Annotated in this window: 15 protein-coding genes; 9 read left to right on the top strand and 6 right to left on the bottom strand. The window is 69.9% G+C overall.

Features of this window, described 5'->3' with window-relative positions; genetic code table 11:
- Positions 1–127 precede the first annotated feature (127 nt).
- The 9 genes from GVY39_RS23450 to proB all read left to right on the top strand — a co-directional run bounded on the left by GVY39_RS23450 (position 128) and on the right by proB (position 12,741).
- The gene (locus GVY39_RS23450; protein ID WP_159928069.1) at positions 128–2,806 is read left to right on the top strand and encodes a valine--tRNA ligase; all 2,679 of its coding nucleotides are present in this window, start codon (positions 128–130) and stop codon (positions 2,804–2,806) included.
- A 92-nt stretch (positions 2,807–2,898) separates the two neighbouring features.
- Positions 2,899–4,269, top strand: a complete 1,371-nt coding sequence (locus GVY39_RS23445; protein ID WP_159928191.1) for a folylpolyglutamate synthase/dihydrofolate synthase family protein — start codon at positions 2,899–2,901, stop codon at positions 4,267–4,269.
- A gap of 117 nt (positions 4,270–4,386) precedes the next feature.
- The gene (locus tag GVY39_RS23440; protein ID WP_159928071.1) at positions 4,387–4,803 is read left to right on the top strand and encodes a DUF4233 domain-containing protein; all 417 of its coding nucleotides are present in this window, start codon (positions 4,387–4,389) and stop codon (positions 4,801–4,803) included.
- Positions 4,804–4,936: 133 nt separating this feature from the next.
- Entirely contained in the window at positions 4,937–5,353 is a 417-nt protein-coding gene (gene ndk, locus GVY39_RS23435; protein ID WP_043688631.1) for a nucleoside-diphosphate kinase, read from the top strand.
- Positions 5,354–5,822: 469 nt separating this feature from the next.
- Positions 5,823–9,038, top strand: a complete 3,216-nt coding sequence (locus GVY39_RS23430) for a translation initiation factor IF-2 N-terminal domain-containing protein (RefSeq protein WP_236565622.1) — start codon at positions 5,823–5,825, stop codon at positions 9,036–9,038.
- Between the two features lie 329 nt (positions 9,039–9,367).
- Positions 9,368–9,679, top strand: coding sequence for a 50S ribosomal protein L21 (rplU, locus tag GVY39_RS23425; protein WP_159928073.1), 312 nt, complete (start codon positions 9,368–9,370; stop codon positions 9,677–9,679).
- 22 nt (positions 9,680–9,701) lie between these two features.
- A complete protein-coding gene (rpmA, locus tag GVY39_RS23420) occupies positions 9,702–9,968 on the top strand; it encodes a 50S ribosomal protein L27 (protein ID WP_159928075.1) in 267 nt (88 codons plus the stop codon).
- A 121-nt stretch (positions 9,969–10,089) separates the two neighbouring features.
- Positions 10,090–11,544 (top strand): GTPase ObgE, encoded by a 1,455-nt coding sequence (gene obgE / locus GVY39_RS23415; RefSeq protein WP_159928077.1) that lies wholly within the window; start codon positions 10,090–10,092, stop codon positions 11,542–11,544.
- A 54-nt stretch (positions 11,545–11,598) separates the two neighbouring features.
- Entirely contained in the window at positions 11,599–12,741 is a 1,143-nt protein-coding gene (proB, locus tag GVY39_RS23410; protein WP_159928079.1) for a glutamate 5-kinase, read from the top strand.
- Positions 12,742–13,190: 449 nt separating this feature from the next.
- On the opposite strand, the gene GVY39_RS23405 is transcribed toward proB, so the two are convergent.
- The 6 genes from GVY39_RS23405 to GVY39_RS23380 form a co-directional block, all read right to left on the bottom strand.
- Positions 13,191–14,477, bottom strand: coding sequence for a hypothetical protein (locus GVY39_RS23405; protein WP_159928081.1), 1,287 nt, complete (start codon positions 14,475–14,477; stop codon positions 13,191–13,193).
- Positions 14,474–14,848 carry a hypothetical protein gene (locus tag GVY39_RS23400; protein WP_159928083.1) on the bottom strand — a complete coding sequence of 125 codons (375 nt, stop codon included), beginning with the start codon at positions 14,846–14,848 and terminating at the stop codon, positions 14,474–14,476. The genes GVY39_RS23405 and GVY39_RS23400 overlap by 4 nt, the downstream gene beginning before the upstream one ends.
- Positions 14,849–14,941: 93 nt before the next feature.
- Entirely contained in the window at positions 14,942–15,646 is a 705-nt protein-coding gene (locus tag GVY39_RS23395; RefSeq protein ID WP_159928085.1) for an ESX secretion-associated protein EspG, read from the bottom strand.
- A 99-nt stretch (positions 15,647–15,745) separates the two neighbouring features.
- A complete protein-coding gene (locus GVY39_RS23390; RefSeq protein ID WP_159928087.1) occupies positions 15,746–16,840 on the bottom strand; it encodes a methyltransferase in 1,095 nt (364 codons plus the stop codon).
- Between the two features lie 42 nt (positions 16,841–16,882).
- Complete coding sequence (locus GVY39_RS23385; protein WP_159928089.1) at positions 16,883–17,665, bottom strand: MerR family transcriptional regulator; 783 nt, start codon at positions 17,663–17,665, stop codon at positions 16,883–16,885.
- A 93-nt stretch (positions 17,666–17,758) separates the two neighbouring features.
- Positions 17,759–19,264: an NAD(P)/FAD-dependent oxidoreductase gene (locus tag GVY39_RS23380; protein WP_159928091.1), complete on the bottom strand. Its 1,506-nt coding sequence runs from the start codon at positions 19,262–19,264 to the stop codon at positions 17,759–17,761.
- Positions 19,265–19,267 lie beyond the last annotated feature (3 nt).

Here is a 19,267-nt window from a genome sequence, read left to right as displayed (position 1 = left end):
AGCGCCGTGGCCGCCGCCCTGCCGCCTCTTCATTTCCGGCGCGGCGTCGACCGGCGGATCCGCGGGCAAGGTGACCGGGGGTCGACCGACCCGAAGTCGGCGGATGGACGCGCTCTAGAATCGCGGGGTGACCAGCGCAGCCCCTGACAACACGCGTAATCGTGCCGATGCCCTCCCCAAAAGCTGGACCCCCGGCGAGGTGGAGGCCGAGATGTACGAGCGCTGGGTAGCCGCCGGCTATTTCACCGCCGATCCCGCCAGCGGGAAGCCGCCGTACTCGATCGTGCTGCCGCCGCCGAACGTCACCGGCACCCTGCACATGGGCCACGCGCTCGACCACACCTTGATGGACACGCTGTCGCGCCGCAAGCGCATGCAGGGCTACGAGGTGCTCTGGCTGCCCGGCATGGACCACGCGGGCATCGCCACCCAGACCGTGGTGGAAAAGCAGCTCGCGGTGGACGGCAAGACGAAGGAAGACTTCGGCCGCGAACTGTTCGTGCAGAAGGTTTGGGACTGGAAGCGCGAGTCCGGCGGCGCCATCCAGTGGCAGATGCGCGCGCTCGGCGACGGCGTGGACTGGAGCCGGGACCGCTTCACCATGGACGAGGGCCTCTCGCGCGCCGTGCAGACCATGTTCAAGCGGCTCTACGACGCGGGACTGATCTACCGCGCGGAGCGGCTGGTGAACTGGTCGCCGGAGCTGCGTACCGCGATCTCCGACATCGAGGTCAAATACGAGGACGTCGAAGGCGAGCTGGTCTCGCTGCGCTACGGCGCCCTGAACGACGACGAGCCGCACGTCGTCGTGGCCACCACCCGGGTGGAGACCATGCTCGGCGACACCGCGGTGGCCGTGCATCCGGAGGATCCGCGCTACCGGGCGTTGATCGGCACCACCCTGGAGCATCCGATCACCGGACGGCAGATCCCGATCATCGCCGACGACTACGTCGATCCCGAATTCGGCTCGGGCGCGGTGAAGATCACACCGGCGCATGATCCCAACGACTTCGAGATGGGTCTGCGGCACGGCCTGCCGATGCCGACCATCATGGACGAGCGCGGCCGGATCACCGGCACCGGAACCGAGTTCGACGGCATGGACCGCTTCGAGGCGCGCGTCAAGGTGCGCGAGCGGCTCGTCAGGGAGGGCCGGGTGGTCGCCGAGAAGCGGCCGTACCTGCACAGCGTGGGGCACTCCGAGCGCACCGGCGAGCCGATCGAGCCGCGCCTGTCCATGCAGTGGTGGGTGAAGGTCGAGTCACTGGCCAAGGCCGCCGGTGACGCCGTGCGGTCCGGTGACACCGTGATCCACCCGAAGAGCCAGGAGCCGCGCTGGTTCGGCTGGGTCGACGACATGCACGACTGGTGCATCTCGCGTCAGCTGTGGTGGGGCCACCGCATCCCGATCTGGTACGGCCCCGAGGGCGAAGTGGTGTGCGTCGGGCCCGACGAACAGGCGCCCGAGGGCTGGGTCCAGGACCCGGACGTGCTCGACACCTGGTTCTCCTCCGGCCTGTGGCCGTTCTCCACGATGGGCTGGCCGCACGCCACCGCCGAGCTGGAGAAGTTCTATCCGACAAGCGTTCTCGTCACCGGCTACGACATCCTGTTCTTCTGGGTGGCGCGGATGATGATGTTCGGCACCTACGTCGCCGAGGACGCCGCGCTGACCGTCGGCAAGAGCGGCGAGCGGCAGGTGCCGTTCAAGGACGTCTTCCTGCACGGCCTGATCCGCGACCAGTACGGCAAGAAGATGTCCAAGTCGCGCGGCAACGGCATCGACCCGCTGGACTGGATCAACGGCTTCGGAGCCGACGCCACGCGGTTCACCCTCGCGCGCGGCGCGCAGCCCGGCGGTGACCTCTCGGTCGGCGAGCCGCACGTGCTCGCCTCGCGCAGCTTCGTGACGAAGCTGTTCAACGCGGTCAAGTTCGCGCTGATGAACGGTGTGCGAGTCGGCGATCTGCCCGACCGCGCCCAGCTCACCGACGCCGACCGCTGGATCCTGGACCGGCTGGACGCGGTGCGCGCCGAGGCCGACGCCGCGTTCGACGCCTACGAGTTCGGCAAGGCGTGCGAGGCGCTCTATCACTTCGCCTGGGACGAGCTGTGCGATTGGTACCTGGAGCTGACCAAGGTGCAGTTCGCCGCCGACGGTACGCGCGCCGAGGCGACCGAGCTGGTGCTCGGTTCCGTGCTCGACGCGGTGCTGCGCCTGCTGCATCCGGTCATCCCGTTCGTCACCGAGGCGTTGTGGCAGGCGCTGACCGGCGGCGAATCGGTGGTGATCGCGCCGTGGCCGCAGCCCTCCGGTGTGCCCGCGGACCAGGGGGCGGCGCAACGCATCTCGGACACCCAGCGGTTGATCACGGAGATCCGTCGGTTCCGCAGCGACCAGGGCTTGGCGGACAAGCAGAAGGTGGCGGCCAAGCTCATCGGTGTGGACGAGGCGGGGCTCGGCGAGCAGGCCGCCTCGGTCGCGAATCTGGCGCGGCTCACCGAGCCCGGCGCCGACTTCGCCGCGACCGCGTCGGTGGAGGTCCGCCTGAGCACCGGGACGGTCACCGTGGAGCTGGACACCTCCGGCGCGGTCGACCTGGACGCCGAACGCCGCAGGCTGGAGAAGGATCTGGCCGCTGCGGAGAAGGAGCTCCAGAACACCACCGCCAAGCTCGGCAACGAGGCGTTCCTGGCCAAGGCACCCGAGCACGTGGTCGACAAGATCCGCGGCAGGCAGCAGGTCGCCTCCGACGAGGTGGCGCGCATCGGCACGCGACTGGCGGAGTTGAGCGGCAAGTGAACCACGAGCCGGAACCGCAATACGGCGACGACGAGCGCCGTGGCGGCGGGGCGCGGCTCGGTTCCGGGCCCTCCCCGGTGGAGCTGGCCGAGATGGCGCTGGTCGAGGCGGAACTCGACCGGCGCTGGCCGGAAACCAAGATCGAGCCCTCGCTCGCCAGGATCGCGACGTTGATGGACCTGCTCGGCTCGCCGCAGCAGAACTACCCGGCCATCCACATCGCGGGCACCAACGGCAAGACCTCGGTGACCAGGATGATCGACGCGCTGCTCACCGCGCTGCACCGGCGCACCGGCCGGATCACCAGTCCCCACCTGCAACTGGCCTCCGAGCGGATCAGCATCGACAACGCGCCGATCACCCCCGGCCGGTACGTGGAGATCTACCGCGAACTGCTGCCCTACGTCGAGATGATCGACAAGCAGTCGCAGTCCGCGGGCGGGCCCGCCATGAGCAAATTCGAGGTGCTCACCGGCATGGCCTTCGCCGCCTTCGCCGAGGCGCCGATCGATGTCGCGGTCGTCGAGACGGGTTTGGGCGGCACCTGGGACGCCACCAACGTCGTCGACGGGCAGGTCGCGGTGATCACGCCGATCGGCCTGGACCACACCGACTACCTCGGTCCGGACCTGGCCTCGATCGCGGGCGAGAAGGCCGGGATCATCAAGCGCGCCCCGGAAAGCCTGGTGCCGCGCGACAACGTCGCCGTGATCGCGCAGCAGGAACCGGAGGCGATGGAGGTGCTGCTGCGCCGCGCCGTCGAAGTGGACGCCGCGGTGGCGCGCGAGGGCTCCGAGTTCCGCGTGCTCGCCCGGCAGATCGCGGTCGGCGGGCAGCAACTCGAGTTGCAGGGTCTCGGCGGGGTGTACGACGAGATCTTCCTGCCGCTGCACGGCGAGCACCAAGCGCGCAACGCGGTGCTCGCGCTGGCGGCGGTGGAGGCGTTCTTCGGCGCGGGCGCGCAGCGCAGGCTCGACATCGACGCCGTGCGCGCCGGTTTCGCGAGCGTGACCAGTCCCGGACGGCTCGAGCGTATGCGCAGCGCGCCGACCATCTTCATCGACGCCGCGCACAACCCCGCGGGCGCGCGGGCGCTGGCCGCGACGCTGACCGAGGAGTTCGACTTCCGCAAGCTGGTCGGCGTGGTCGCGGTGCTCGGCGACAAGGACGCCGCCGGCATCCTGACCGCGCTGGAGCCGGTGTTCGACGAGATCGTCGTCACCAGCAACGGCTCGCCGCGCGCGCTGGACGTGGAGACCTTGACCGACCTCGCGGTACAGCGATTCGGCGACGAGCGGGTGGTCACCGCCGCCACGCTGCCCGACGCGCTGGAGACCGCGATCGCGATCGCCGAAGAGGTGGGCGAACCGGGGGAGACGGTGTCGGGCGCGGGCGTGGTGATCACCGGGTCGGTGGTCACGGCAGGCGCGGCTCGCGCGCTGTTCGGGAAGGACCCGGCATGAGCGTCCAGCCCTCGGCCGGCAGTCCGCCCACCCACGGCGGGCCCGCGTCCGTCCCGAACGTCACAGCATGAGCGTCAGGCGCCACAGCGGCCCGGCGAACGCCGAGGAGGGCACAGCATGAGCGATCCGGCCGACCAGGGCGAGCAGTCGGTACCCGCCCCCGCGACGGACCCGTGGAGAGGTTTCCGCGGCGTGATGGCGGGGACCTTGGTGCTCGAGGCGATCGTGGTGCTGCTCGCGCTGCCGGTGGTCGCCGACGTCGGCGGCGGGGTGACCTGGGTCTCGGGCACCTACCTCGTGGCGCTGGCGGTGGTGATGGTCCTCGGAGCCGGGGTGCAGCGGCGGTCCTGGGCGCTGCCGTTCAACCTCGGGTTACAGGTGTTCGTCCTGCTGGGTGCGTTCATCCACCTGTCCATCGGCGTCATCGGCGTGATCTTCGGGGTGGTCTGGGGCTTCATCCTGGTGCTGCGCGCCGATGTGCGCAGCCGGATGGAGAAAGGCCTGCTGCCCAGCCAGCGCATCCAGCGTCGGTAGCCCGCTCGATGCGGTGGCGACCGGCCGACGGGGCTGTCGTCGGCGGCCAGTCCGGGCCACGGAACGGACACCGCCGCCGAGCAGCCCTACCGCTGCTGTCGCGCCCGGAAGCGTGCCGGATAGGCTGTGCGCCGTGACTGAGCAGACGTTGGTACTCATCAAGCCGGACGGTGTGGCCCGTGGCCTTGTCGGCGAGGTGCTGGCACGCATCGAGCGTAAGGGCCTGAAGATCGTCGCCCTCGAGCTGAAGCACGTGTCCGAGGAACTGGCCGAGGGCCACTACGCCGAGCACGCCGAGAAGCCGTTCTTCGGGTCCTTGATCGAATTCATCACCTCGGGCCCGGTTGTCGCGGCCATCCTGGAGGGCCCGCGCGCGATCGCCGCGTTCCGCCAGATCGCGGGCGGCACCGATCCGGTCGAGAAAGCCGTGCCTGGCAGCATTCGCGGAGACTTCGCTCTCGAGACGCAGGAGAACCTGGTCCACGGGTCCGATTCGCCCGAATCGGCCAAGCGTGAGATCGCGCTCTGGTTCCCCGAGCGGCCCGCCTGACCGAGCCTCGATGGTCGTGCCCGCGCTGCTGCGACGTGCGCGTTCGCGCCGCGGGCCGGACCGAGTGGAGCGCCGATGGCGAACGCCCGGCGCGCGGTGTGGGATACTGGCATCGGCTGCTATCGACGCAGACTGTTCGTGCAGGTGCGCGAACGAGACGTGACGAGCGCAGCCGGATGACACCACGGTTCGATGCCGATCATCGCTGCTGTGGACAAACGGCCTGGTCACAGGGTCGCCTGTCCGCTAGGCACGCTGGATGAGCGCTCGATCCGCGGAGTTCAGCCATACAGCCAGGCGCCGCGTGACCAGTTAGCCCGAACGACGAACAACCGAGGAAATAACCGGGCACGCGGGGCGAGACCACTTGACCTCGCGCCCACCGGGTGTGAGTCGAACGGACAGTGCCCCCGCGTCGGCCGCGTCACTCCCGCAGGGAGGGACGCGCCCGGGGGTCCGAGGAGACTTCGTGGCCGATCAAGAGCCGCTGGAAACAACATCACAGGATGCCGAACAATTGCCGGAGCGAATCCGAGTTCACGCACTCGCCAAGCTGCTGGGAGTAACGAGCAAGCGCATCCTGGCCAAGCTCACCGAGATGGGGGCCGACGCGCGCAGCGCCCAGTCCAACGTCGACCGAGCCGTCGCGGAATCGGTGCGCGACGCCTTGGTGACGGTCGAGGCGGATGCCGCGGCCGAACAGCCGAGCCCCGGGCAGGCGGATGCCCCCGCACCGGCGCGGACCGCCGAACCAGGGGAAGACGCCGCCACGCGGGCGACGGCCGCCCCATCGGCGGCCGAACAGCCGCAACCAGCGCGAGAAACGCGGACCGACACGCCCTTCACCGGGGCGGGCGTCCTCTTCTCCGCGCCGGACGTGCCGAGCGCCACGCAGGCGCCGACCGGTGACGCGGCAGCTCAGCCCACGCAGCTGTTCACCCACCCGGTGCGGCCCGAGCCGGAGCCGGTGGCCCCGGCGGTGTTCGAGTCCGCCGCCGTCGTGCAGGCGCCGCTGTTCCTGCCCCCGGACGCCACGGCCGCCGAGGCAGCGCGCAGACAGCGTCGCGCCGAGCGCGATACCCGGCGCACCGAAGAACCGGCGCCCGAGCCCGCCGAGGACGAGACCGAGGTCGCCGAGGACGAGCGCGAGGCCGCCGACCAGCAGGGTGACGCCGAAGGTCAGCCGCGTCGCAGGCGTCGTGGGCGCCGCGGGCGTGGCCGTGGCCGGGGCGAGCAGCAGTCCGAAACCGACGGCGACGAGGAAAACGAAGCCGACGACGAGAACGACGACGAGTCGGCTCCCGAGACCGCCGAGACGGTGGAGTCCGCGGAGGCTTCGGAGTCGGCGGAGTCTTCCGAGTCTTCCGAGTCCGCCGAGGGCGAGGACGAGGACGAGGCGCCGGAAGGCTCCAGCCGTCGCCGCCGTCGTCGTCGCCGCCGCAAGGTCGCGGGCGAGGCCGGGGAGAGCGAGTCCTCCGACGACGACCCGCCGAACACGGTCGTGCACGAGCGCGAGCCGCGCAACAAGAGCCGCAGCCGTGTCGCGGTCGACGAGGTCCAGGGCATCACCGGCTCCACCCGGCTGGAGGCCAAGCGGCAGCGCCGTCGCGACGGACGCGAGGCCGGCCGCCGCCGCCCGCCGATCCTGACCGAGTCGGAGTTCCTGGCCCGCCGCGAAGCCGTCGACCGCGTGATGGTCGTGCGCGAGAAGTCTTTCCCGGATCACCCCACCGCCACGCAGGTGGCCGTGCTCGAAGACAACATCCTGGTCGAGCACTTCGTCACGAGCACCGGCTCCGCGTCCATGGTCGGCAACGTCTACCTGGGCAAGGTGCAGAACGTGCTGCCCAGCATGGAGGCGGCGTTCGTCGATATCGGCCGCGGCCGCAACGGTGTGCTCTACGCGGGCGAGGTCAACTGGGAGGCCGCCGGGCTCGGCGGCAGGGAGCGCAAGATCGAGCAGGCGCTCAAGCCGGGCGACCAGGTGCTGGTCCAGGTGAGCAAGGACCCGGTCGGTCACAAGGGCGCCCGCCTGACCACCCAGATCAGCCTGGCCGGGCGCTTCCTGGTGTACGTGCCGGGCGGTACCTCCACCGGGATCAGCCGCAAGCTGCCGGACACCGAGCGCAAGCGTCTGAAGGAGATCCTGCGCGACATCGTGCCCGCCGACGCCGGTGTGATCATCCGCACCGCCTCCGAAGGCGTCAGCGAGACGGAACTGGCCCGCGACGTGGAGCGGCTGCAGAAGACCTGGCGCACGATCCAGCAGCAGACGGGCAAGGACAACAACGGGCCCAAGACGCTGTACGAGGAGCCCGATCTCCTGGTCAAGGTCATCCGAGACTTGTTCAACGAGGACTTCTCCAAGCTGGTCATCGAGGGTGACCGCGCCTGGAGCACGGTCGAGAAGTACATCGGCACGGTCGCGCCGGACCTGCTCGCCCGGGTCTCCCGACACGAGAACAACGGTGTCGACGTGTTCGAGACCTATCGGATCGACGAGCAGCTGGCCAAGGCGCTGGATCGCAAGGTGTGGCTGCCCTCGGGCGGCACCCTGGTGATCGACCGCACCGAGGCCATGACGGTGATCGACGTCAACACCGGAAAGTTCACCGGCTCCGGCGGCAGCAACTTGGAGGAGACGGTCACCAGGAACAATCTGGAGGCGGCCGAGGAGATCGTGCGCCAGATGCGGCTGCGCGACATCGGCGGCATGATCGTCGTCGACTTCATCGACATGGTGCTCGAGTCCAACCGCGACCTGGTGCTGCGCCGCCTGACCGAGGCGCTGGGCCGGGACCGCACCCGCCACCAGGTGTCCGAGGTCACCTCGCTGGGCTTGGTCCAGATGACCCGCAAGAAGCTGGGCACCGGACTGGTCGAGGCGTTCTCGACCACCTGCGAGCACTGCCACGGTCGCGGCATCCTTGTGCACGCCTACCCGGTGGAGCCCGGCTCCGGTGAGGAGGCCGCGGCGCGCACCCGGGAGAGCGGTTCGCGCAGGCGCCGTGGCCGGGACAAGGGCGCGGCCGCGCAGGCTCCCCAGCCGGCGAACGGCTCGGGTCCGGCAGCCGAGCAACCCGAGGAGGAAGCGGCCGTCAAACGGGCGCATCCGGTGGCGCTGGCCATGGCCGCGCACCACTCCGATGAGGGCGAGCAGGAGCCGGAACGGTCCGAGGCCGCCGCGGAGCCGACCGGAACCGCGGTCGCCGACGAGCAAGTGGTCACGGAGGTCGTCGAGGCCGCGGTGGCGGTGCCCGCCGAGGAGCCGGAGACCGAGCCCGCCGAAGTGGTCGAGGTCATCGAGGAAGTCGAGAAGGTCGAGTCCGCGCCGGTCGCCGAGCCTGCCGCCATCGCCGAACCGGAGCCGGTCGCCGCGGCCGAGCCGGTCGCTCGACCCGTCTCGGCTGCCGAGCCGGTCCCGAGGGGCGAGAACGGTGCTGCCGCCAACGGTGCTGCCGCAGAAGCGTCGGTCCGTCCGGCTCGTCGCCGACGGGTGGCCCGTTCGGCTGCCGCGCCTGCCGCGGACAGTTCGGGGGCGGTGTTCGTGCTACCCACCGGGGAGCAGACGCCCGCGCCCGCGGTCGACTACTCCCAGCCGGCACCGGCCGAACTGCCGCAGCGCAACCGGCCGCGCAGGCGTGCGGTCGGCCGCCCGGCAGGCGCGCCGGACGCGTCGAACTGAGTTGTAGCTCACCTCACGTGGCCCCCGCTGGTCCATCCGGTGGGGGCCACGTGCGTCCCGGCAGCGAACCGACGGCATGGCGCGGTGGCAGCGTGGACGCCGGTTTGGTCGTCGCGGTAGCCGTCCTGTAATCTTGGACAGTCGCTGCCCGGTGACAACATGTTTTGTCTTCGTGGCCCGGTTCTCGACAGTTCGATACCGAGAGCCACCAGGCGCCGAGGCGGTGGCGATTACCAGACCAGTCGTGTGGCGGTTTCCGGTGGAATCAGACCGGAGGAGTCGCCGCGTGAGCAAGTGCCGAGCACTACAGGAAGAAGGGCAGCCGACCGATGGCAACGTACGCGATCGTCAAGACCGGCGGAAAGCAGTACAAGGTCGCGGTCGGTGACCTGGTGAAGGTGGAGAAGATCGAGGGTGCGCCGGGCACCGCCGTGGCGCTGGCCCCGGTCCTCGTCGTCGATGGCGCCGAGCTGACCACCGACGCCGCGAAGCTGGCCGAGGTCTCCGTGGCCGCCGAGGTGGTCGAGCAGACCAAGGGCCCGAAGATCCGCATCCACAAGTTCAAGAACAAGACCGGCTACCACAAGCGCCAGGGTCACCGTCAGCCGCTGACGGTCCTGAAGGTCACCGGCATCAAGTAAGACATCCCGAGGAGAACCAGCTATGGCACACAAGAAGGGTGCGTCCAGCTCCCGGAACGGGCGCGATTCCAACGCCCAGCGACTCGGCGTCAAGCGCTTCGGCGGCCAGACGGTCAAGGCCGGCGAGATCCTGGTGCGTCAGCGTGGCACCCACTTCCACCCCGGCGTGAACGTCGGCCGTGGCGGTGACGACACTCTGTTCGCCCTGGCGGCGGGCGCGGTGACGTTCGGCACCAAGCGTGGACGCAAGACCGTCAACATCGTGGCCCCGGAGCCGGTTCAGGCCTGACCGCCGAACCACTTCCGGACTACAGCGAGCGGGTCAGGGTCTCGAAACCCTGGCCCGTTTTTCGTGTTCGAGAACGAACTGCCCCGAGTACGACCAGTCCCGAAGGAGGATGATTCGGCGTATGTCCAAGTTCATCGACCGTGTCGTACTACATGTGCGTGCGGGTAAAGGCGGCCACGGTTGCGCCTCGGTGCACCGTGAGAAGTTCAAGCCGCTCGGCGGGCCCGACGGCGGCAACGGTGGCAACGGCGGAGACGTCATCCTCGAGGTCGACCCCAACGTGCACACGCTCTTGGACTTCCACTTCCACCCGCACGCCAAGGCAGGCAACGGCAAGCCGGGCGAGGGCGGCAACCGCGACGGCAAACAGGGCGCCGATCTGATGCTGAAGGTGCCGGACGGCACCGTGGTGCTCGACGACGACGGCAAGGTGCTCGTCGACCTGGTCGGTGCGGGCAACCGCTTCATCGTCGCCCGCGGCGGCCGCGGCGGTCTCGGCAATGCCGCGCTGGCTTCGAAGGCCCGCAAGGCTCCGGGTTTCGCGCTGCTCGGCGAGGACGGCGAAGAGCTCGACCTGGTGCTGGAGCTGAAATCCGTAGCCGACGTCGGGCTCGTCGGCTTCCCGTCGGCGGGCAAGTCCTCACTGGTCTCGGTGCTGTCGGCGGCCAAGCCGAAGATCGCCGACTACCCGTTCACCACGCTGGTGCCCAATCTCGGCGTCGTCGCCAGCGGTGACACCACCTTCACCGTCGCCGACGTGCCCGGTTTGATCCCGGGCGCGAGTGAGGGCCGGGGACTGGGGTTGGACTTCCTGCGGCATCTCGAGCGGTGCGCGGTGCTCGCCCACGTGGTGGACTGCGCGACGCTGGAGCCGGGCCGCGACCCGGTGTCCGACGTCGACGCGCTCGAAGCCGAACTGGCCGCGTACAAGCCCGCGCTGAGCGCGGACGCCGGGCTCGGCGACCTCGCCGACCGGCCGCGCGTGGTGATCCTGAACAAGATCGACGTGCCCGACGCGGCCGAACTCGCGGAAATGGTGACCCCGGAGTTCACCGAACGCGGCTGGCCGGTGTTCGAGATCTCCGCGGTGAGCCGGGCGGGTCTGCGTCCCTTGACTTTCGCCCTCGCCGACCTGGTGCGCCAGTACCGCGAGGATCATCCGAAGGCCGCGCCCAAGCGGCCGGTCATCCGTCCGATCGCGGTGGACGAAACCGGATTCAGTGTGATCGCCGACCCGGAGGAGCCGGGCGGTTTCATCGTGCGCGGCACCCGGCCGGAGCGCTGGGTGCGCCAGACCCAGTTCGACAACGACGAGGCCGTCGGCTACCTGGCCGACCGTCTGGCCCGCCTCGGCGTCGAGGACGAGCTGGTGAAGCTGGGCGCGGAACCGGGTGCGCCGGTGACCATCGGCGACGTGACGTTCGAGTGGGAGCCCCAGATCTCCGCGGGCGTCGACATGGTGCCCACCGGGCGCGGCACCGACATCCGGCTCGAGCATTCCGACCGGGTCAGCGCGGCTGAGCGCAAGCACGCGTCCCGGGTGCGACGCGGTCTGGTGCAGGAAGAGCAGGAGTAGGGCGACCGCCCTGACTACCGTGGATTCGATTGTGGCGCAGGGAGTTGGGTGGCGATGCGGGTGAATTCGGCGACCGCCGAAGCGGATTCGCCGGGCCTCAGCGAGGCCCGTCTGGCGATCGCGTCGGCGCGACGGGTCGTGGTGAAGATCGGTTCGTCGGCGCTGACCAGCTTGAAGGGCGGCCTGGACACCGCGCGACTGGATCGGCTCGCCGACGCGGTGGAGGCGCGGATGCGCGCCGGATCCGATGTGGTGGTCGTGTCTTCGGGCGCGATCGGCGCCGGCATCGCGCCACTCGGCCTGACCAGCCGTCCGCGTGATCTGGCGACCAAGCAGGCCGCGGCGAGCGTCGGACAGCTGGCGCTCGCGCATGCCTGGGGCACCTCGTTCGCCCGTTACGGCCGTACGGTCGGGCAGGTGCTGCTGAGCGCCGACGACTTCGCCCGCCGCGAGCACCACCGCAACGCGCAGCGCACCCTCGATCGCCTGCGTTCGCTCGGCGCTGTTGCCGTGGTGAACGAAAACGACACGGTAGCGACGGAAGAGATCCGATTCGGCGACAACGACCGGCTCGCGGCGCTGGTCGCCCACCTGATCGGCGCCGACGCGCTGGTGCTGCTGTCGGACGTGGACGGCCTCTACGACGGCGACCCCCGTAAGGGCGCGGCCACGCTGATTCCGGAGGTACGCAGCAGCGCCGACCTCGACGGCGTCATCGCGGGCAGCGGCGGCGCGCTCGGCACCGGAGGCATGGCGTCGAAGTTGTCGGCGGCGCGCCTGGCCGCGGATGCGGGTGTGCCGGTCCTGCTGGCCGCCGCCTCGTCGGCCGCCACCGCGCTGACCACCGGCACGGTCGGCACCGCGTTCGCCGCCCGCCCGGTGCGGTTGTCCGCCCGCAAGTTCTGGGTCCGGCACGCCGCCGACAGCCGCGGCGCGCTGCTCATCGACGAGGGCGCGGTCCAAGCGGTGGCGCACCGGCGGCGGTCGCTGCTCGCGGCGGGAATAGTCGGCGTGCGTGGGCGCTTCTACGGCGGGGACGTGGTGGATCTGGTGGCCCCCGACAGCCGTGTCGTCGCCAGGGGCGTCGTCGAATACGACAGCACCGAACTGGCGGGCATGCTCGGCCGCTCCACCGCCGAGCTTCCCGAGACCATGCAACGCCCCGTCATCCACGCCGACGACCTGGTCAAGGTCTGATCGCACACCAGCCGATCGGCAGCGGGGACACCGAGCGAGTCATGAGCACGCTCCGGTCGCGGTTCGCCTCGGCGCGGGCTGGTGCGGGACGCCGAAGCGCTGTGGCCGATCGCGCGAGCGGTGCGTCGGTAGCATGATGCCGGTCGTTCGGCCGCCTCCGCCGCGAACCGGATGCCCGTGGCAACGCTCCCGTTCGGTGGTTCGCGGCGCGCGTATTGCGGTGGCGGCTCGGAAGGTGGATACCTGCTACGTCACCGGATCCATCCGTTCGCCGACGGTCTGGCTTGCCCGTTCGTGTGATCGGCTGAGCGACGTCCAGCCGGACGTGGATCGGGACGGCTTGGATGCCGTATCGGTCGGTTGATGTACCGGCCGATCGGCGAGCGCGTTGTGACGATTTCCGAGGTCGAGGATCAGACCTGGCCTCGTACCCATCGGCTGCCGGACCGTCAGGATGGGACGACGCCGGGCTGGTTGGTGGTCGGAATCTGCTCCTGATTGCCTTCCACCGGGCCGGTGACACCGGGTTGGCCGCCTGGGTCGGGCAGCGGGACCGCGGGATCGGCAGGGCCGGGCACAGGGGGTGGTGCGGGCTGCGGGCTCGGCTGTGTTTGGGGTGGGCTCGGTGGTTGTGCCGGCTCCGGGATGGGCGGCGCGGGCGGGGGCGCGGGGAGCGGCGCCGGTGCCGACGAACTCGGCGGTGGTGCGGGCTCCGGGCTCGGCGGCGCTGGTGAAGGACTCGGTGGTGCGGAGGAAGGGCTCGGGCTCGGTGGCACGGGGGGAGCACTCGGCGGCGCCGGTGTGGTGGTCGGCGCCTGCTGCGTCGGCGGAGCCGGTTCAGGTGCGAGTGACGGCGGCGCGGGCTCTGGTGACGACGGCGCGGGCTCTGGTGACGGCGGCGCGGGCTGTGGCGATGGCGTGGGCGTCGGTGTCTGAGTGGTCGGGGCTTGCTGCGTCTGCGGAGCGGGCTCGGGTGACGGTGACGGCGTGGGTTGCGGCGTCGGCGCGGTCGGGGCCTGCTGCGTATCCGGTTCCGGCGGGGCGGGTGGCACCGGATTGTGGGAAGCGTCAGGCGATTCCGGCGCGGCAGGTGCGGGTTGCGCTGTGCCCGGCGACCATTGCTCATTGGGCAGCGCCTGCTCGGGCGTCGAGTATCTCGGTGTGCCGGGAGGGACCGCCTGCGGCGCGGACGGCGCCGTCACAGCGGGCGGTGCGGGCAGCGCGGGGACGCCGGTTCCCGCCGCGGAATAGGCGGGCTTGTAGACCATGTTCATCGCCAGCACGGCTTCCTGACGCAGTGCCTCCTGCGCCATCTGCGCGTCGATGACGTGCGCGGCCTCCAGCAGTTGCGCGATCGCGCCGACCGGTCCCGAAGCGCCGGGCGGCACCACCGCGAGTTTCACCGCCTCGGCGGCCGCGGCGACCCCGCCGAGCCGGGCTCCCACTTGGCCCAGCACCGCGGCAAGCTCATCCGCCGACGCCGCGAAACTGCGTGCGCATGCCTGGGCGGCGTCGGCGGCGGCGCCTTTCCATTCGGCCGAGTCCATCACGCGGTCCACACCGCCGCGAGTGAGTGGAAGCGACGTGGTGAGCGCCCCTGCGGCCTCGATCCAGATCGTCGACGCGCGCAGCACCTGCGCGGCGTCGATCTGCTGCGCCTTCGCGTAGATCTCTTCGTGCCGCAGCGACTCGAAATGTTCCATCGAGCTGATGTAGGTGGGATCGGAGCCGCTCATCGGGGCAACCTCGCCTCAACCGCGCGCAGGGCGGCGGCGCCCGCGGCATCGGCTTCTTCGAACAGCCCTCCGCTGATCAGGAATGCTTCCTTCATGCGGTAGGCCGCTTCGATGTAGTGGTCGAGCAGAGCCGCCGCGTCCCGCGCCTTGCGGCCGAATCCGGCCTGCAACTGCTGCGCGGAGACGAATCCGCCGAAACCGCCGAGTTCCGCGGCGGATTCGAGGCGTTGCTGTAGATGGATCAGCCGATCGGCCTGCCGGTCGTACATCTCGGCGCACTGCCGAGCCGCTGCCGGATCGAACTGGACGGTCCCGGCCTGCGCGGCGTCCATGAATCGGGCGATATCGGCTCGGCTGGTCTCGATCGTCATCGCTCACCCCTGAGATCGGTCGGTCCGCCTCAGACTAACCGGAAGCCCGGCGCCGGGTCAGCAATAGTCGGCGGTCACGCTCGCGGGAGCGGGCTATACCGGTATGCGCTTTTGCAATTGGGTCGCGATCTGTTCCGAGGAGGCAGGCGCGATGCGCACTTCGACACCCGCCTTGATCAGGTATCTTCCGTCGTTCCGCACGTCGATCCAGGTGTAGTGGACCGGCGGGGGCGGGGTCGGACGATCCAGTCGCGGTTCGATTCTGATGTGGCCCTCGGCGGTATGCGGCTCGAGCAGCAGCTTGCGGATGCGCGGCGCCGCCTGGTGTCGCGCGGGCGCTGTTTCCTTGTCGCGCACCGCGTCGCCGGTGGCGACCCGAGCGGGTTCGCGGCCCGCGGGGGTCTTCGGCAGCAGCGCCGCTATCCGCCGCCCCAGTTTCGAGCTGTGCCCGATCGAGATATGCACGCGGCCACCGAAATCCGGGCTCGTGCCGGGTTCCTGCACCGCGAGCACGGCGCGGTCGTAGATGGCGGCGGCCAGCAGCCGCAGTTCACCGCCCGGCTGGTGGGTGCCGCCGATGGCCACGATCCTGGTGTGCGGCGCGGCCAGAATACGCAGGCAGGCCGATAGATCGGGGTCGGAGCCGAGCGGCAACCGCTCGGCGAGGGTGATGCGCAGCTTCTCGGCCTCGTCCTCGGTGCGGGGAGTCTCCAGGATGCGCAGCGGGTACGGGTGACGATCCAGATCGGTCTCCCGCCAGATATAGGCGAACTCGTCCGGAGTGAAGGTCCATTCCACGGCCGACTCACATCCTTACCGAACCACCAATACTGTTCGTAGCCTAGCGGTCCCGACGCCGAGATCGCAGATGACTTCACGGTACGGGTGCGTCCGGTGTCAGCTCGGCCGGGCCTCCAGCACGTTGTCCGGCGAGGCCGTCGGCACCCGCTTGGTCAGCGTGAATCCGTGCCGGGCGAGGAAAGCGCGGTACTCGGCCTCGGTCCGTTCCCGGCCGCCTGCGTTGACCAGCATCTCCAGGTCGATGAACTTGCTCGGGTGCGGCGCGCTGTGTTCGGGTACGACCAGCTCGACGATCAGCAGCCGGGCGTCGGGGTCCATAGCCGCACGGACCGTTCGCAGAATGCGCCCCGCCTCCGGTTCCGCCCAGTCGTGCAGGATGTGCTTGAGGATGTAGGCGTCGCCACCCTTGGGGACGCTGTCGAAGAACGATCCGCTTTCCACGGCGCAGCGATCGGCGAGACCGAGTTCGGCCAGCCGCGTGGGCGCCGCCGCCACCACTTCGGGCAGGTCGAACAGGACGCCGCGCGACCGCGGGGCACGGCGCAGGATCTCGGTGAGCAGGGTTCCTTCACCGCCGCCGACGTCGACCAGGGTCTCGTAGCGGCCGAAATCGTAGGCCGCGAACAGCGGTTCCAGCGCGAGGCTGCCGATGCTGGTCATCGCGCGATCGAACAGTTCGCCGAGTTCGCGGTCGTGCTGGATGTAGTCGAAGAACGGCATCCCGTTCAGTTTCTCGCCGACCGGCTCGCCGGTACGCACGGCGTCGACCAGGTGCGACCAGTGGTTGCGGTGCGCGGGCGACCCGAAGAACAGCACCGCGTCGCGCAGCGACACGTTCGCGTCCTTGCGCAGCGCCCGCGCCATCGGCGTCAGCGCGTACCGTCCGTCGTGCCGTTGGGTGAAAATGCCGTAACTGATCAGCAGCCGCAGCAACCGCCGCAGCGCGTCCTCGTCGGCGCCGACCGCCGCCGCCAGTTGTGCGCCCGACCGCGGTCCCGCCGCGAGTTCGTCGGCCACGCCGAGCGCCGCGGCGGCATGGATGGCCTGCGTGATCCATCCGGCGGCGATCAGCTCCATCAGCGCGACGTGCCCCGGCACCAGCTTGCGGAACGCGACGGCCAGCGCGCAGCGAACTGATTCGACGGCCCGTATCAGCGGCAGCGGAGGGATTCTCGGTCGGTCGGACCCCACAGCGACTCCATCCGTCGAAGGTCGGCAGCACTCTGCGCTTGTCTAGGAGGGTACGTCGCGCCCGGGTTCGCTGCGCTGTTTCTCCCGCTCGGCCGCCGTGGCGAGATAGTCGCCGAGTTCGCGCCGGAGCGTGACGTCCATCGACCGGGCGAGCGTCGCGTGCACCGAGGCGACCGCCAGCTCGCGCATCTTGTTGAGCATCGTTGTGGTCTCGGCGATTTCGTTGCTGGTGTCCGGCAGCCAGCCGGGGCCGTGCTCGTCGATGATGTGCTGCTTGGCGGCGGTGATCATGATGTGGGTGATGTCATCGATCCGATCGGCCACCTTGGCGTAGATCTCGATGAGCGTGCGCAGTTCGAGCCCGTACTCGTGCAGCTCGGCGAACGAGGTGAGCAACTGGGTTTCGGTGAACACCACCGTGTCGCCTTCGAGCCGCACCAGCTTCATCTCGCGCAGCCGGTCGACCAGCTCGTCGGCCTCCGCGCCGAGGATGGTGCCGATCAGCTCGCGGGGCACCTCGAACGTCTCGTCCTTGGCCCAGGACGCCGTCACGGCGTGTTGCAGGCCGAGCACCTCGGTCAGGTCCTTGCCGGTCTCCCAGCTGGTGATGAAGTCGGCGATGTGCGCGGTGGTGAAGCCGCGCTGCAGCAGCGCATCGATCAGGCGCAGCCGCTCCAGGTGCGCGTCGTCGTAGATGCTGGCCCGGCCGTCCTTGCCGACCGGCGGCGGCAGCAACCCGCGTTCCTGGTAGGCGCGCACGTTGCGGGTGGTGGTGCCCGCGGCGCGCGCGAGGTCATCGATCCGGTACTCCGGCGTCGACCTCACCTCCCTCGCTGACCACGGCGCCGACGGACCGGCGGCACGCTTTGCACTCGCTGCGGACCGAGTCTATCGTCCGCGCCGCCGGTCCCGCGGCACTCAGGAAACCGGTGCCACCCGCTGTCGCCGCTGGTCGGCGGTCTGTTCGACCATGAGGTAGTCGTCGAGATCGACCGCGCGCAGCTGATGGACATACTGGGTGGCGAACCCCGGATACATGGTCGCGTTGAAGCCGTCCTCGGTGAGATACCAGCTGCGGCATCCCGAGTTCCAGGTGGTGGCGGCGAGCTTGCGCTGGATGGCGGCGTTGTAGCGATCCTGCCGATCGCGCCGTACGTCCAGCATGCGCAGATCCCGGTCCAGGATGAGGCCGATCGCGCCGACGAGGTAGTCGATCTGGGCTTCCATGTAGACCAGCGCGGAATTGTGCCCCGGCCCCGAATTCGGTCCGAACGTGAGATACAGGTTGGGATATCCGGAGACCGCGACGCTCTTGTAGGCGTAGGCCCCGCGCGACCATTCGTCGGCGAGAACCCGGCCGTCGCGCCCGACCACCGGAATGGGGGTCCCGGTCTTGGAGACGTCGAATCCGGTCGCGAAGACGATGCAGTCCGCCTGGTGTTCGATACCCTCCGCGGTGCGGATGCCGTGCTCGGAGATCCGGGCGATCGGCCAGGTGATCAATTTGCAGTTGTCCCGTTGCAGGGCGGGGTAGTAGTCGTCGGTCATCAGCAGGCGCTTGCAGCCCGCGCGGAAGTCCGGGGTGAGCTGACGGCGCAGCCACGGGTCCTTCACCTGTCTGCGCAGCTGTGCCTTGCCGACCAGCTCGACCACCCTGGTCAGCGGCGTGTTCCAGACCACGCCCAGTGCCACCGACTCGTGTCCGTAGAACCAGGCGCGCCGAGCCAGCTGTTCGGCGGCGGGCACCCGGCGGTAGAGCTCCTTGGTCAGGCCGTTGGTCCGTCGGTCGACCCGGGGCAGCACCCAGCCGGGCGTGCGCTGGAACACCTTCACCGAGTCGGCTTTGTCCACCAGCTCCGGGATGATCTGGACCGCGCTGGCCCCGGTGCCGACGACCGCGACCCGTTTGCCGGTGAAGTCGTAGTCGTGATCCCACCGGGCGCTGTGGATCTTGTGGCCGCGATAGGTCTCGATGCCCCGGATATCCGGAAGACTGGCGTTGGCCAGCGGCCCGGAGGCCAGCACCACGGTGCGGGCGAGGATCGGGTGCGCGTGGCCCTCGACGGCGATCTCCCAGGTCCCGGCCTGCTCGTCGAACGCGATGCCGGTGACGTTGTGCCCGAACCGCAGGTGCGGACCGAGCCGGAATTCCGCGGCCATCGCTTCGATGTAGCCGAGGATCTCGTTGCTTCCGGAGTAGGTGCGTGACCAGTTCGGATTCGGCGCGAAACTGTAGGAGTACAACCGCGACGGAATGTCGCACGCCGCACCCGGATAGGTGTTGTCGCGCCAGGTGCCGCCGATCGCGGTGCCGCGCTCGAAGATCGCGAAGTCGTGGATTCCGCGCTGTTTCAGGCGGATGGCGGTGCCGATTCCGGCGAACCCGCCGCCGATGACGGCGACGTCGAGGGTGTGCGTACTCATCGT

This window comes from Nocardia sp. CY15, assembly GCF_009829295.1.
Classification (GTDB): domain Bacteria; phylum Actinomycetota; class Actinomycetes; order Mycobacteriales; family Mycobacteriaceae; genus Nocardia; species Nocardia sputi.
This window is presented reverse-complemented; position numbering and strand designations above follow the sequence as displayed.